Here is a 14,665-nt window from a genome sequence, read left to right on the forward strand (position 1 = left end):
CCCCTTGTGGTGATGTGCGCACTGCTGTTGGATAGGGACTGACATATATTCAGAATGCAATGCAAGGGGCAGTAAAAATGGCGAATGTCGCATTTCTAGGTTTGGGCGTGATGGGATACCCGATGGCAGGCCATCTAGCGAAAGCAGGTCACAGCGTGACGGTCTATAATCGGACGACGGCAAAGGCTGAAAAATGGGTCGAGGAATTCGGCGGTCATTTCGGAAAAATACCGGCGGATGCAGTTAAGGGCGCTGATTTCGTGATGTCATGTGTCGGCAATGACGATGACTTGCGTCAGGTCTGTTTGGGCGAAAACGGGGCCTTGGCCGCAATGTCAGACGGAACGGTTTTCGTGGATCACACGACCGTTTCTGCCAAAGTGACGCGCGAGATGTATGATCACGCAGACGCTCGTCAGATCAGTTTTGTCGACGCGCCAGTTTCTGGTGGGCAGGCGGGGGCCGAAAATGGTGCGTTATCGATCATGTGCGGCGGTGATGACGGTGCCTATGCCCGCATCGAACCCGTCATTGAAGCCTATGGCAAGATCTGCAAATTGATGGGGCCGTCGGGGGCAGGGCAGTTGACCAAGATGGTTAATCAGATTTGCATTGCAGGGCTGCTGCAAGGACTGTCCGAGGGTCTGCATTTCGCCGAAAAAGCAGGGCTGGATGCCAAGGCCGTTGTTGATGTGATTCAAGGCGGTGCCGCTGGCAGTTGGCAAATGGTTAATCGTCACGCGACCATGATGGATGATGAATTTAACCACGGATTTGCCGTCGACTGGATGCGCAAGGATTTGGGTATTTGTCTGTCAACAGCTGACGAAAATGGTGCCAGCCTGCCGGGAACGGCCATGATTGACCAATATTATAAGGACATTCAGAATATGGGCGGGGGTCGTTGGGATACCTCAAGCCTGATCAAACGTCTGCGCGCAATGTAGGGATCTGACTAAACCCTATGTGCTGAATTCCAGCGCCCTACTTTGTATGTTGATGGTTTCATCTAGACTGTGTGGTCTATAAAGTATAAAAGGCCTTTCGACATGAGCAGCCCAAAGGTAATTGATCAAGATAAAAAACGACCCCGGGGTCGCCCTAAAGGGTTTGATGATGCGGCTGCCAAAGATGCGATCATGATGACGTTCTGGCAAAACGGTTATCGCGCGACATCGCTGGATGATCTGGTCAAAGCCAGTGGTGCCGCACGCGCCAGTCTTTATCAAAGTTACGGTGATAAGCGCGGATTATTCATTGCGGCCATCGAAAACTATAGTCAGAAATTTGCGGACTGGGTTACCCAAGCGATGCAGGACGAGCCCGATACAGTGCTAGTGCTTGAACGTATTCTTGGGGCATCTGTCGCGCGTCTGACCGGTGGTGATATGCCAGATGGGTGTTTAAGGTGTAATTCCACATTGGAAATGGCGGGGGCAGATCCGCTTATTGATAAGGCACTTAAAACGGCCAATCAGGATTTTGTTGATACTATTCGCCGGCCCCTTGTCAGAGCAGCTGAACGGGGTGAAATATCTGTTCAGGATGCAGATCGTCTATCTGTTTATTTGACTGCTTTGGTCAATGGTATGGTGGTACTGGCCAGATCGGGCGCGGATGAAAGCACTTTGCAAACTATTGTGGATGACGCTCTGGTTCAGGTGAAACAGGCGTAAAAGCTGTAAATAAGCCAGTTTTTACAGAATAGTGATCAGTCAGATTTGATCTGGATTTTATGGAACGGTCGTTCAAAAAATTTCAGTGGCCAAGGTAAGGCCATCAGCAACTGCAGTGAAAACATCAGAATAACGGTGTTCTGCTGTTGGGAAAATATCTGTCATACTGTTATGAACGCAACTCATCAGGCTGGATCCGCCGACATAGATGATCTGCTTCACATCCGTTTGACTGCATTGTGCCATATGCAATGTTTCTTTTGCGGCCTCACTTATGTCTGCAGCGTGTTGCCGGATCGCACCATCCAGACTGGCCTTAGTGATGGGTGCGGTCAGGTCATCTTGGATCAGGTTCAATACAATGTGATTTAAACCCTCTGCCGCAGTGTTGGCTTCAATTTTACCGCTTTCCACAGCAAAGGCCATTTCGTGACCCAGTTCCATTTCCAGAACGGTTTCAAGGCGTTTCAGTTTTTCCGGCTCTATCGCAAGACGGCGCATTTGTGCGACATCGCGTTGCGTTTTCCCATTATACAAAAATGGGATCATCTCCCATGTGGCTAGATCATTATAAATTGCTTTGGGCATTGCCGTATGGCCATCGCCCATCTCACGACGCAGCTGGCTGTCTTTGCCCAGCAACGGCATCACGTGTGTCAGACTGATGCTTTTGTCAAAATCTGTGCCGCCTGTCCGGATACCATGGCTGGCAATGATCTGCGGGTGCTTCGTTGTGGTTTCGAAAAGTGAAAAATCCGACGTCCCACCGCCAATATCCACAATCAACCCAAGACCAGGGATTCGATCACCGCTGGCGAATGCGGCCGCTTCGGGTTCATACATAAACTGAACCTCGTCAAAACCGGCGCGCCTATAGCATTCGATCAAATCCTGTTCGGCCTGCTTATCCCTAGACAGATCGGCGGTATGAAAATGAACAGGGCGCCCGGATAAAACATGATCAAATCGCTGGCCTGTCTGTGCCTCGGCCCTATGTTTCAGTGCGGCGATAAAGCGGCCTATTATATCAACGAAACTAATACGTTCGTTCATGATTTGGCGCTTTTCATGCATTAACGATGTACCAAGCACACGTTTTAAGGCGCGCATATAACGTCCATGAAGCCCATCTACCAAAGCAGTATTTGCTGCCGATCCAATCATAGTTTGGCGTGCATCGAAATCAAAAAACAAAGATGTGGGCAGTGTGTTTGCGTCGCCCTCAATCGGGATCAATTTGGGCTGACCATCGCACATAAATCCAGCAGCCGAATTTGAGGTGCCAAAATCAATGCCCAGGATATTTGATGAGTGCATGGTATGTGGCATGACGGGCTTCTGATTGCGGAAAAGAGGCCGTGATTAATGCCGTTTTAAAGATGGGGCAACCCACTTTATGAGTTGCCCCTTTTTATCAAGCGCGATCGTTACGGGATGATGCGCGTGTATTTTGTGCCTTCCAACGTAGCCCCGACCCGGAAGCCGGCTTGACCGAATACCACTGCAATTACTGGGGCCAGCGATGTGGTGGTGCCGGCTTTAAGCGTTTCGCCCTGATCATTAATCGCATATTCAAGATCTGCGCCTGCCGCCCAGCCACTGGCGCGGCGGAATTCGGTCAGGGCGTCCTGGGTCATGAAAAACAAAACATGTGCATATTGTTGTGCGCCGATTTGCAGACCAATATTAGCGGCTGCTGCGGAATAGTAATCGACGGTTGCTTCGTTTACGCGCAACGCGCCACGACCATATGATCCGCCAATACCAAATCCAGCTTCTGTCACCAGTGGCATCACCAACATGCCCGAGGATTTCCCTGCCAGATCGCGCGTTCCGGGAAAACGATTGTACATATTGCTAAGTGTCTGATCGACCCGTGCGTCAATTACATTACCGCCATTGCTGCCGATGCCATTGCCACATGCCGCAAGGACGGGCAGGGCAGAGAGTGTCGCAAAAGTGAAACTGCGTCTTGTGAAATGTGTCATTTTAGCTGCCTGATTATTGCTCGTTGTTTATATGTTCGCATGCTTTTGTGCGATGCGATTAAGGGCCTTATACGCTGGTTTTCAAGCGTTGTCATGTCTTGATCTTGTGGAATACAGCTCTTTACTGCCGATATGTTGGGGTTATTGATCAATATTATGAAGATATTTGGCCATGCGCGGTGCGAAATACGTCAAAATGCCGTCGCAGCCAGCGCGTTTGAACGCAATCAGGCTTTCGATCATAACTTTATCTTCGTCAATCCAACCTTTTTCGCCTGCAGCACGGATCATCGCGTATTCGCCCGACACCTGATAGGCGTACGTCGGCACGCCAAAGGTATCTTTAACCCGTCGACAGATATCCAGATAAGGCTGTCCGGGTTTCACCATGACCATATCAGCGCCTTCGATCAGATCACGTTCCACCAGTCGCAGTGCCTCATCACTGTTTGCTGGATCCATCTGATAGGTTTTCTTGTCACCGACAAGTGCGCCTGATGCCCCGACAGCATCACGAAACGGACCATAAAAAGCAGATGCATATTTCGCAGCATAGCTTAGAATAAGGGTGTTGTGATGCCCTGCACTTTCTAGCGCATCGCGCATGGCGCCGATCCGGCCATCCATCATATCCGACGGCCCCAGAATATCGGCACCCGCATCGGCCTGTGCAACAGCCATTTTGGCAAGCGCTGAAATCGTTTCATCATTGACGATTTCATCGCCCTTTACGATACCGTCATGCCCGTATGTGTTATAGGGGTCCAAGGCCACATCTGTCATAACAGCGATATCCGGAACCGCTGATTTCAGCGCGCGAATGGCGCGATTAACCAGATTATCCGGGTCCCAGGCATTTTCACATCCCGCTGTTTTCAAAGCAGGATCTATATAGGGAAACAGGCAAATCGCTGGAATTCCGAGTGCGCGCGCCTCTTCGGCTGTTCGGATCAGCTGTTTGATGGACAATCGGTTCACATCGGGCAATGACGGTACGGGTGTTTCGGCGATATCGCTGTCTTGAACAAAAACCGGCCAGATTAAATCATCAACAGATAATTTGCATTCTGCAGTTAATTTGCGCAAAGCAGGCGTTCTGCGCAGTCTGCGCGGCCTGGAACGTGGAAATGATGCAAGGGTGGGTTTCATGTTTACCTGCCAGACCTAAATATAGCATAGTGGTTCGCATGGTTTTGCAAGTCACTCAAGCCCGGGAAATGGCAAATGTGTATATGAGACGTTCAGAATGACGAGTGATCCCTATTTTAGCGACCTATACGAAATAACCATTCGCCTTATGAATTTCAGATCATTTTCAAGCCTTTGGTATTGGATTTGGGTGCTGATGATATGGTCTGTGCTGACCAATTGGGTCATGGGTGTTCCTTATGATATGATCACACGTGCCAGGCGCCAGGGGGGGCAACCGCAGCAGGACTTCGAAGATATGGTGCGCGTCAACGTAAACCGCATCTTTCATTTGATCGGCTGGTCTGCTTATCTTGCGACCGGATTCTTCTGCTTTGTTCTGACCGGTCTTGGCTTGCTTGGGTTCTTTTATGGGTTTGAGTTTGCGCAAGCCGTTTTCATGTTGGCGCTGCCAACGTCAATTGTTTTACTTATGACCGTGAAAAAAGCCAAAAAACTACATGCTGGATCATTTACAGGTGACGATCTGCGCAAACAGATTGTCGGTCTGCGCTTTTGGATACAAGTGATTGGGGTGATTGCACTTTTTATCACCTCAACCTGGGGTATGTGGTACAATATGAACCATAACACGGCTTGGTATTAAACGAATAGAATGCGCCTTTTTTTCATAAGCTGTTTATCGGGTTTGCTGATCCATGGTGTCGCCATGTTTGTTCATGTCGTGATTGTTTTTGGAATAATCCATGGGTTTCTGATGGATCCGGTCCAAGCAGCAGTGCCGGGACATTACTTTGATATCTACAGTATGTTCTTTGAAAGCTTTTTCTGTGCTGTATACTATGCCGTTTTGTTGGGGGCATCTGTCTATGTTTTAAGAAAAACAAAGTGGGTTTTTCTTTTCGTGACGCTGCTGCATGTGGGTCTTTCCTTTGTTGAAGCATCCTTGATTGTGGAAAGTTACCAGATATATTTTGGGAATACGTGGCGTGGGACAGAGGCATTTACAGAGTTGTTCTTTCACCCCATATGGACACCTTTATTATTAATCTTGGGCTGGGCAACCCAGCTTTGGATTATCCAAAAATTGCTACATTTGCCCCAAGCGTCGGATGTGTCACGGTAATTTTAACACATGCGGTTGACTTCAATCCTTATCGCGGTAGGTGACGGCCATGTCAAAGTCGCACATCACCGTCAGTGGCGCGCCCGAAGGGTTCGATGCCAAACTCATCCTGAAAGAGCTGGAAAAATCCGGCGCACCCGTCTGTCATGTTGCCCGCGATGATAAGCGGATGGAAGAAACGCGTGTCGCTTTGCGGTTTTTTGATCCGTCTGTCCCGGTTATCACGCTGCCGGGATGGGATTGTCTGCCCTATGATCGTGTGTCGCCTAATGCAGATATTTCAGCCGCCCGTATGGCCGTGCTGGCGGGGCTTGTTCATGGCATGCCGGATCGGTTCATTTTGCTAACGACACTTAATGCCGCAACGCAAAGGGTTCCCGCACGCGACGTGTTGAAACAGGCCAGTTTTAAAGCCCAGGTGGGTCAACGGATCGATGAAAGGGCGCTAAAGGAATTTCTGGTTCGGATGGGTTTTACTCAGTCACCAACGGTGATGGAACCCGGGGATTACGCGGTTCGTGGTGGCATCATCGATGTTTACCCACCAGGCGAATCCGGTCCTGTCCGGTTGGATTTATTTGGTGATGTTCTGGACGGTGCGCGGCGGTTTGATCCGGCGACGCAACGGACGACTGAAAAGCTGACAATGGTCGAACTGGCCCCGGTCAGCGAAATTATTCTGGATGAACCCTCTATCACACGGTTTCGTCAGAACTATCGCATAGAATTCGGTGCAGCAGGCACGGATGATCCGCTTTATGAAGCCGTCAGCGCAGGGCGCAAAGCCTCTGGCGTGGAACACTGGCTGCCATTTTTCCACAAAAAGCTGGAGACAATTTTTGATTATTTACCGGGAGCAGTCATCACGCTGGACGATCAGATGACACCTGCGCGACTGTCGCGATGGGACAGTATCGCCGATCAATATGACGCCCGTCAGGAAGCGCTAAAGCAGAAAAAGCGGGCAGGGACCGTATACAAACCCTGTGCGCCAGAGCTGCTATATCTGGATGATGCGGCATGGGGGGCACAAATGGCGGATCGCCGCGTGCTGCAATTTGTGCAATTGCCACAAGCCACAGGTCCAGGCGTTATTGATGCAGGCGGGCGGATCGGACGCAACTTTTCACCCGAACGTCAGCAGAAAAATATAAGCCTTTTCAGCGCTTTGGCTGATCATATTCGCAATAAAACACAAGACATGGCCGTTATTGTTGCCAGCTATTCGGAAGGCGCGCGCGAACGCTTGTCAGGGCTGATGGAAGACGAAGGCTTGGGTCATATCGCGCCTGTCTCACATATGGGGCAAGTGGGTAAATCTGGCATTCATTTGGCCGTTTGGGCGCTGGAACACGGATTTGAAGCCCCAGACGCAACGGTCATTTCCGAACAGGATGTCTTGGGTGATCGTCTGATCCGTGCGCCGCGCAAAAAGCGACGTGCTGAAAATTTTCTTAGCGAAACACAAAGTTTGTCACCAGGCGATCTGGTTGTGCATGTCGATCATGGTGTGGGCCGTTATAAAGGCTTGGAGGTTATTACAGCGGCCGGCGCCGCACACGAATGTATTTTTCTGGAATACGCCGAAAACGCCAAACTGTATCTGCCTGTTGAAAATATTGAGCTGTTGTCAAAGTTTGGCCACGAAGAAGGTTTGCTGGACCGTCTTGGCGGCGGCGCATGGCAGGCCAAAAAGGCACGGCTGAAAGAGCGTATTCGCGAAATTGCAGATCGTCTGATCCGTGTGGCTGCCGAACGCGCGTTGCGCACGGCACCGATGATGGATCCGCCGCCTGGCATGTGGGACGCCTTTCAGGCGCGCTTTCCCTATCAGGAAACCGACGATCAGCTGAACGCTATTCAGGATGTGCTAAGCGATATGAACAGCGGTCAACCGATGGATCGGTTGATTTGCGGTGATGTCGGCTTTGGCAAGACCGAGGTCGCGTTGCGCGCAGCTTTTGTGGCCGCAATGTCTGGCGTACAGGTCGCAATTATCGCACCCACTACGTTACTGGCCCGCCAGCATTATGCCGGTTTTGCCGAACGGTTTCGTGGGTTTCCCTTGGAAGTCAGGCAGTTATCACGTTTTGTGAATGCAAAAGATGCTGCAGCAACACGCGAAGGCATTTCGCGGGGCACAGTGGATATTGTAATCGGAACTCATGCGCTTTTGGCGAAATCCATACGGTTCAAAAATCTTGGGTTGCTGGTGATTGACGAAGAACAGCATTTTGGTGTTCAGCATAAAGAACGGCTGAAGCAGATGCGCACAGATATCCACGTTCTGACCCTGACCGCCACGCCCATTCCGCGCACGCTGCAATTGTCGCTGTCGGGCGTGCGCGATCTGTCGATCATCGGCACGCCGCCCGTCGACCGGCTGGCCATTCGTACCTATGTCAGTGAATTTGATACCGTTACCGTGCGCGAAGCCTTGTTGCGCGAACATTATCGCGGTGGGCAGTCGTTCTATGTGGTCCCGCGCATCAGCGATCTACCTGAAATTGAAGAATTCCTGCGCGAACAGGTGCCCGAGGTCACATTTATCACCGCCCATGGCCAGATGGCGGCAGGCGAGTTGGACGACCGCATGAATGCCTTTTACGACGGCAAGTATGATGTGCTGCTGGCCACAACGATTGTGGAATCCGGCCTGGATATCCCCACGGCTAATACAATGATCATACATCGCGCGGATATGTTCGGCCTGGCGCAGCTTTACCAGATCCGTGGGCGTGTGGGGCGATCAAAAACGCGGGCCTATGCCTATCTGACAACAAAGCCTCGTGTGAAACTGACAACCCAGGCGGAAAAGCGGCTGCGGGTTCTGGGCAGTCTGGATACGCTTGGCGCGGGGTTCACGCTGGCCAGTCAGGATCTGGACATTCGCGGTGCGGGCAACTTGATTGGCGAGGAACAGTCGGGCCAGATGCGCGAAGTGGGCTATGAGCTGTATCAGACCATGCTGGAGGAGGCGATTGCCAAGATCAAATCCGGCCAGATGGAGGGGCTAAGCGACGATGACGGCACCTGGGCCCCGCAGATCAATCTGGGTGTGCCGGTTCTGATCCCCGAAGATTACGTGCCGGATCTGGATGTGCGTCTGGGATTATATCGCCGTCTCAGTGGGTTAACCAGCAAAGTTGAACTGGAAGGCTTTGCCGCCGAACTGATCGATCGCTTTGGTCCGTTACCGAAAGAGGTCAACACATTGATGCTGATCGTGCGCATCAAGGCGATGTGTAAAAAGGCAGGGATCGCCAAGCTGGACGGCGGTCCCAAGGGCGCGACGATCCAGTTTCACCGCGACAAATTTGCGTCCCCCCTTGGACTGGTGGAATTCATCGAGGCGCAAAATGGCTTGGCCAAGGTACGTGACAACAAGATCGTTGTGCGGCGTGATTGGGTGAAAGACAGCGACAAGATAAAGGGCGCTTTTGCAATCGCGCGCGATCTGGCCGAAAAGGTAGTGGCCGAGAAAAAACGCAAGAAAGCCGCGGCACCTCAGGTATAATGAACGTTGCGAACGCACTTCACTTTACGCAAGCCTGCAGCCTTGTCACTGGACCTTGCCCGGCGAATGGTTCATATCGCCTGTAAGACAGGAGAGCTTTGATGGGCATTTTTAAATCAGTTCTGCGTGCAATTACGTGGTGGCATGGCCAGACTTTTGGTACCCAGCTGTTTACATGGCGCAAGGGTGTGAAAGTTGGCGAAGATGATCATGGCAATATCTTCTATGAAACCCGCGATGCCAAACGCCGTTGGGTGATCTATTCTGGTGAGCCCGAAGCAAGTCGTGTCAGCCCTGATTGGCACGGTTGGTTGCATTACACATGGGACGAGCCACCTACGAAAAACCCGATCCCGCACAAGGCTTGGGAAAAGCCGCATCAGGAAAACCTGACCGGAACAGCCTTGGCGTATGCGCCTGCGGGATCTATTCGCCAGAACCGCCCCAAAGATCGCAGCGATTACGAAGCATGGACACCGGAATAACAAAAGCAAGAGGCAGAGCATGTCGCATAATACAACCGAAGTCGTCACAGGTGGCGTTGTGCTGGTCGCAGCCATTGCCTTTCTTGTTTACGCAGCCCAAGCCACTGGATTTTCCCGTGATACCGGCAACTATGATTTGACGGCCAGTTTCCGGTCTGCCGAAGGCATTAGCGTTGGAACAGACGTTCGTTTGGCTGGTGTTAAAATTGGAACTGTGTCCGATCTTGATCTGAATCCACAAACGTTTCGGGCCGATGCAACCGTGTCGCTTATTCAAGGCATTGAACTGCCCGATGACAGTTCAATCCTGATATCTTCCGAAGGTCTTTTGGGTGGTAATTTTGTTGAAATCGTACCAGGTGGGTCGCCCTTCAATTATGAACCGGGATCAGAAATTCTGGATACCCAAGGAGCTGTCAGCCTAATTTCATTGATGCTTAAATTCGTGTCAGGCGGAGAAGAAGAGTGAAAAGGCTTGCCATTCTTTTGGCGTTTCTACCTGCGGTTTTGTGGGCGCAGGATACGACAAATGCGTCTTCTGCGATGTTACGGGCATTGGATAAAGTCAACGGTACAGTCATTGATATCGAAATGTCACAAGGCCAGACGCGGCGTTATGGATTGCTGGAAATCACCATGCAGGAATGCCGCTTTCCGACAGATGATCCATCCGGCAATGCCTATGTCTTGATGACAATTCGCGAGGTGAATGCCGAAGCACCGGTTTTTCAGGGCTGGATGGTGGCATCATCGCCGGCACTCAATGCTTTGGATCATGCCCGCTATGACGTTTGGCCGTTGCGCTGTATCACATCCTGAGGCGCAGGTGCGGCCCCTTGGGCAAAGAAATCAGCATCAACATCCAAAGCTTTGTCCAACATGTCGTGATAAACGGTTCGGTCAATTTCAATTGCGCCCAGACTTTCCAGATGGGGTGTGATGAATTGGGTGTCAAACAATGTAAAACGGCCAACGCGTAGGCGATGCACCAGATAGGTCAGTGCAATTTTTGACCCATCGGTCTGGCGCGAAAACATGCTTTCGCCGAAAAATGCCCCTCCGATTGTCACACCATAAACGCCGCCGATCAGTTGATTATCACGTTTCACTTCAAGTGAATGGGCAAAGCCTGCGTCGTGCAGTTCCTCGTAAAGATTGAAAATTCGGGCACTGATCCATGTGTCCTTGCGATCTGCACAGGCTGCCACAACATCGCTGAACATTGCATTGACGCTAATTCCATAATCCGCACGCAGGATACGACGTTTTAACGAGCGCGAGATGTGAAAAGCATCCAGCGGCAAAATGCCCCGACGGCGTGGATCGACCCAAAAGATGTCATCATCATCGCGCGCCTCGGACATCGGAAAGATACCCGCTGCATAAGCGCGCAATATGACGTCTGGCGTCAGAGCGAGTTGACTTATTCCCCCTAACACAGGTCTAGGTCAAATGGCTGGCCAACCATTTTTCCAGCCAGTGGATGTTATAATCGCCTTTCAGAATATCATCTTCCTGCAGCAATGCATTGAACAGCGGAATTGTCGTGTCGACGCCATCGACGATCAACTCGCCAAGGGCGCGGTTAAGACGGGCCAATGCCTCGGGCCGGTCGCGTCCATGGACGATCAGCTTACCGATCAGACTGTCGTAATAAGGCGGGATCGAATAGCCGTCATAAAGTGCTGAGTCCATCCGCACACCCAAACCACCGGGCGCGTGATATTGCGTGATCCGACCGGGGCAGGGTGAAAAATTAGGCAGTTTTTCCGCGTTGATCCGCACCTCTATCGAGTGGCCGTTGATCTGAAGTTCATCCTGTGTGAACGACATCGGCAGACCTGCAGCAACGCGAATTTGTTCGCGGACCAGATCGACGCCAAAGATCGCCTCAGTCACCGGGTGTTCGACCTGCAGGCGGGTGTTCATTTCGATGAAATAGAACTCGCCATCTTCATACAGAAACTCAATCGTGCCCGCACCGATATAATTGATCTGCGCCACGGCATCGGCACAGACTTTGCCGATTTTGGCGCGCGTTTCAGCGTCGATGGCGGGGCCGGGGGCCTCTTCAAAGACTTTCTGGTGGCGACGTTGCAGCGAACAGTCGCGTTCACCCAGGTGGATCGCGTTGCCCTTACCATCGCCAAAGACCTGAATTTCGATATGGCGCGGACGGCCTAGATATTTTTCGATATAAACTTCGTCGTTGCCAAATGCGGCCTTGCCCTCGGCCCGCGCGGTAAAGAACGCGCTTTCCAGATCCTCGGCAGTTTCAGCCAGCTTCATACCGCGCCCCCCACCGCCGGCTGTTGCTTTGATAATGACCGGAAAACCAACTTCGGCAGCAACAGTTTTGGCGGTTTCAAGATCAGGAACACCGCCATCTGAACCGGGCACACATGGCACGCCCAACTGTTTCATGGTTTCTTTGGCGGTGATTTTATCGCCCATCACGCGAATATGTTCGGCAGTGGGGCCAATGAAGGTCAGATCGTGATCTTCAACAATCTGCACGAAATTCGCATTCTCGGACAGAAATCCATAACCGGGGTGAATGGCCTGCGCGCCAGTGATCTCGCAGGCCGAAATAATCGCCGGGATCGACAGGTAACTGTCGGTGCTGGACGGTGGGCCGATACAGATCGCTTCGTCTGCCATGCGTACGTGCATTGCGTCAGAATCAGCGGTTGAATGCACTGCGACCGAATGGATGCCCATTTCGCGGCAAGCACGGATCACCCGAAGCGAGATTTCACCACGGTTCGCAATCAGGATTTTATCAAACATTTTTACCCCTTACTCGATAATCATCAGGGGGGCACCGAATTCCACAGGCGCGCTATCTTCGACCAGAATGCGTTTGACTGTTCCGGACTTTGGCGCGGGAATGTGGTTCATGGTTTTCATCGCTTCAACGATCAGCAGCGTATCACCTTCGTTGACGGTTTGCCCAATGGATACAAAGGGCGGCGCGTCAGGTTCCGCTTGCAAGTAAACCGTGCCAACCATGGGGGATGTCACCGCCCCTGGCAAAGATGCCGGATCTTCTGACGCAGTCTCTGCCGATGCTGCAGCGGGGGCAGCTGGAGCCACAGGTGCTGACATTGGGGCGGGAGCCGCCGCCATTTGCATTGTTACAGGCCCGCCTTTGCTGATGCGCACACGCAGACTGTCATCTTCGGCATAGTCGCGTTTCACTTCCAACTCGGTCAGATCATTTTCATCCAGCAGCTTGGCCAGTGCCTTGATGAAAGCCACGTCGCCATCATTGTTCGTTTTTGCCATACCGTCCTCGTGTCCCGTTTCCTGTCTGGTGCAGGTTCCCTGCTGTGTTCGCAATATAATCGGTGTCTTGTGCGCTGAAAAGCAATCTACTTCAATAGGGGGGGCGGTTTCACGACTTTTCGGCTGAATTATGAAAATGGGGCTACCGGTGTGTTTTAACGGCAGCCCCTAAGGTCGTGAGTTGGGGGGATGATTATTGTTTTGTTTACTATTACGGGGCTGTATCCATGCAGGAAATCACGTGATTGCGTGACATTCATTGGATTTTTAAGGCTGTATCAACCTATTGGTAAGGAATTGGTCGCTAGGGTTGGGCGTGGGGCAAAGCAGCAGAATTAACATGGACGCGCAAACCGACTCGATACTTCGACGCATGGCAAGTGCAGGGCGTGCCGCCGCTGACGCAGGCATGATGTCGCCTGCGCGTGCGTTGCGGTTTGCGATGTCGAAAGCAGCAGATGTGACACATGATCTGCCGCTTACGGTTTTGGATATCAAAGAACAACGCTTGGCGCTGACCCCGCTGTGTGAAAGCCTGTCTGAAGATCACTTGTTGATGGCCCTGTCCGGTCCGGATGATGCGCTTGGCATTATCACTTGGGATATTCAATCGATTGCTGCTGTGACTGAAATACAAACCATGGGGCGCGTGACACCGACTGTGGCGGACACCCGTACACCCACCCGAACCGATGCGGCCATGGTTGAACCGTTCTTAAACGCGTCGCTGGATCGTTTTTCGCAAGAACTTGCTGATCAACCGACTGCAGCATGGGTTAATGGATATCGTTGTGGCTTTGTCCTGGAAAATCTGCGGATTGCAGGTTTGGTCCTAGAAGACGTGCCCTTCCGTGTGTTTCGATTAACTGTCAATTTCGGAAACGGTGCGAAAGAGGGGCAGATCGTGATCGCGCTGCCGTCTCAGTCGGCGACGCAATCTGTTCCAGCTGATGTGATGAAGCAAAGCTGGGGTGAAACTCTGAAAGCGCGCGTCGAACAAGGCGAGGCACAGGTCAACGCCGTTCTTGGCCGTGTTTCATTACCCTTGTCTGCCGTTGTCGGACTTAAAACCGGCGACGAAGTATCCATTCCGCTATCTGCCGTGGCCGGTGTCCGTTTGGAAACGATGCAAGGACAGTTGTTGTCAAACGCGCGTCTTGGGCAATTGAACGGCGCGCGAGCGGTACGATTGCAAGATAAAACACCGCCCCCAATGGATATGGATCATCTTCCGAATGCAATAGCGCAAAGTCCGGATATATCCATCAGTGAATCGCCTTCGATGCCCGCCGTTGATTTGCCGCCGATGTCGATTGAACTTAAGGATGAGCTGCCACAAATGGCCGAAGCGGATTTTCCATCACTAGATGATTTACCAGAACTGGCTGATTTTCCACCATTACCAGACTGAATAAGCTGATACTGCTTACGCATCT

Annotated in this window: 15 protein-coding genes; 9 read left to right on the forward strand and 6 right to left on the reverse strand. The window is 51.7% G+C overall.

Annotated elements, in window-relative coordinates; all coding sequences use genetic code 11:
• The first annotated feature begins 77 nt into the window (after nt 1–77).
• The gene (locus tag HRQ87_RS10550; protein ID WP_174138096.1) at nt 78–947 is read left to right on the forward strand and encodes an NAD(P)-dependent oxidoreductase; all 870 of its coding nucleotides are present in this window, start codon (nt 78–80) and stop codon (nt 945–947) included.
• A gap of 102 nt (nt 948–1,049) precedes the next feature.
• Nucleotides 1,050–1,676, forward strand: a complete 627-nt coding sequence (locus tag HRQ87_RS10555; protein ID WP_174138098.1) for a TetR/AcrR family transcriptional regulator — start codon at nt 1,050–1,052, stop codon at nt 1,674–1,676.
• 72 nt (nt 1,677–1,748) lie between these two features.
• On the opposite strand, the gene HRQ87_RS10560 is transcribed toward HRQ87_RS10555, so the two are convergent.
• The 3 genes from HRQ87_RS10560 to hemB all read right to left on the reverse strand — a co-directional run bounded on the left by HRQ87_RS10560 (nt 1,749) and on the right by hemB (nt 4,813).
• Entirely contained in the window at nt 1,749–3,005 is a 1,257-nt protein-coding gene (locus tag HRQ87_RS10560; RefSeq protein ID WP_246252073.1) for an Hsp70 family protein, read from the reverse strand.
• A gap of 98 nt (nt 3,006–3,103) precedes the next feature.
• Nucleotides 3,104–3,664 carry a lipid-binding SYLF domain-containing protein gene (locus tag HRQ87_RS10565; protein ID WP_174138099.1) on the reverse strand — a complete coding sequence of 187 codons (561 nt, stop codon included), beginning with the start codon at nt 3,662–3,664 and terminating at the stop codon, nt 3,104–3,106.
• A 141-nt stretch (nt 3,665–3,805) separates the two neighbouring features.
• A complete protein-coding gene (gene hemB / locus HRQ87_RS10570) occupies nt 3,806–4,813 on the reverse strand; it encodes a porphobilinogen synthase (RefSeq protein ID WP_174138100.1) in 1,008 nt (335 codons plus the stop codon).
• Nucleotides 4,814–5,009: 196 nt separating this feature from the next.
• Between hemB and HRQ87_RS10575 the strand changes: the two genes are divergently transcribed.
• From HRQ87_RS10575 to HRQ87_RS10600, 6 genes are all read left to right on the forward strand, one after another.
• Nucleotides 5,010–5,459 carry a component of SufBCD complex gene (locus HRQ87_RS10575; RefSeq protein ID WP_174138101.1) on the forward strand — a complete coding sequence of 150 codons (450 nt, stop codon included), beginning with the start codon at nt 5,010–5,012 and terminating at the stop codon, nt 5,457–5,459.
• A 63-nt stretch (nt 5,460–5,522) separates the two neighbouring features.
• Nucleotides 5,523–5,939 carry a hypothetical protein gene (locus tag HRQ87_RS10580; RefSeq protein ID WP_174138102.1) on the forward strand — a complete coding sequence of 139 codons (417 nt, stop codon included), beginning with the start codon at nt 5,523–5,525 and terminating at the stop codon, nt 5,937–5,939.
• A 49-nt stretch (nt 5,940–5,988) separates the two neighbouring features.
• On the forward strand, nt 5,989–9,456 hold the full coding sequence (gene mfd / locus HRQ87_RS10585) for a transcription-repair coupling factor (protein WP_174138103.1): 3,468 nt from the start codon (nt 5,989–5,991) through the stop codon (nt 9,454–9,456).
• Nucleotides 9,457–9,557: 101 nt separating this feature from the next.
• Nucleotides 9,558–9,941, forward strand: a complete 384-nt coding sequence (locus tag HRQ87_RS10590; RefSeq protein WP_174138104.1) for an NADH:ubiquinone oxidoreductase subunit NDUFA12 — start codon at nt 9,558–9,560, stop codon at nt 9,939–9,941.
• A gap of 19 nt (nt 9,942–9,960) precedes the next feature.
• Nucleotides 9,961–10,410, forward strand: a complete 450-nt coding sequence (mlaD, locus tag HRQ87_RS10595; protein WP_174138105.1) for an outer membrane lipid asymmetry maintenance protein MlaD — start codon at nt 9,961–9,963, stop codon at nt 10,408–10,410.
• Entirely contained in the window at nt 10,407–10,760 is a 354-nt protein-coding gene (locus tag HRQ87_RS10600) for a DUF2155 domain-containing protein (RefSeq protein WP_343035233.1), read from the forward strand. The genes mlaD and HRQ87_RS10600 overlap by 4 nt, the downstream gene beginning before the upstream one ends.
• Here HRQ87_RS10600 and aat read toward each other — a convergent pair.
• The 3 genes from aat to accB are packed head-to-tail and all read right to left on the reverse strand — an operon-like array spanning nt 10,724 to nt 13,229.
• A complete protein-coding gene (aat, locus tag HRQ87_RS10605; protein ID WP_281356631.1) occupies nt 10,724–11,335 on the reverse strand; it encodes a leucyl/phenylalanyl-tRNA--protein transferase in 612 nt (203 codons plus the stop codon). The genes HRQ87_RS10600 and aat overlap by 37 nt on opposite strands.
• Nucleotides 11,336–11,384: 49 nt before the next feature.
• Nucleotides 11,385–12,731 (reverse strand): acetyl-CoA carboxylase biotin carboxylase subunit, encoded by a 1,347-nt coding sequence (gene accC, locus HRQ87_RS10610; protein WP_174138106.1) that lies wholly within the window; start codon nt 12,729–12,731, stop codon nt 11,385–11,387.
• Between the two features lie 9 nt (nt 12,732–12,740).
• Nucleotides 12,741–13,229 carry an acetyl-CoA carboxylase biotin carboxyl carrier protein gene (gene accB, locus HRQ87_RS10615; RefSeq protein WP_174138107.1) on the reverse strand — a complete coding sequence of 163 codons (489 nt, stop codon included), beginning with the start codon at nt 13,227–13,229 and terminating at the stop codon, nt 12,741–12,743.
• A gap of 340 nt (nt 13,230–13,569) precedes the next feature.
• Here accB and HRQ87_RS10620 point away from each other — a divergent pair, with 340 nt between their 5' ends.
• Nucleotides 13,570–14,640, forward strand: a complete 1,071-nt coding sequence (locus HRQ87_RS10620) for a FliM/FliN family flagellar motor switch protein (RefSeq protein WP_174138108.1) — start codon at nt 13,570–13,572, stop codon at nt 14,638–14,640.
• Nucleotides 14,641–14,665: the final 25 nt, after the last annotated feature.

The sequence above is a fragment of the Parasulfitobacter algicola genome, from assembly GCF_013315265.1.
Lineage (GTDB): Bacteria > Pseudomonadota > Alphaproteobacteria > Rhodobacterales > Rhodobacteraceae > Parasulfitobacter > Parasulfitobacter algicola.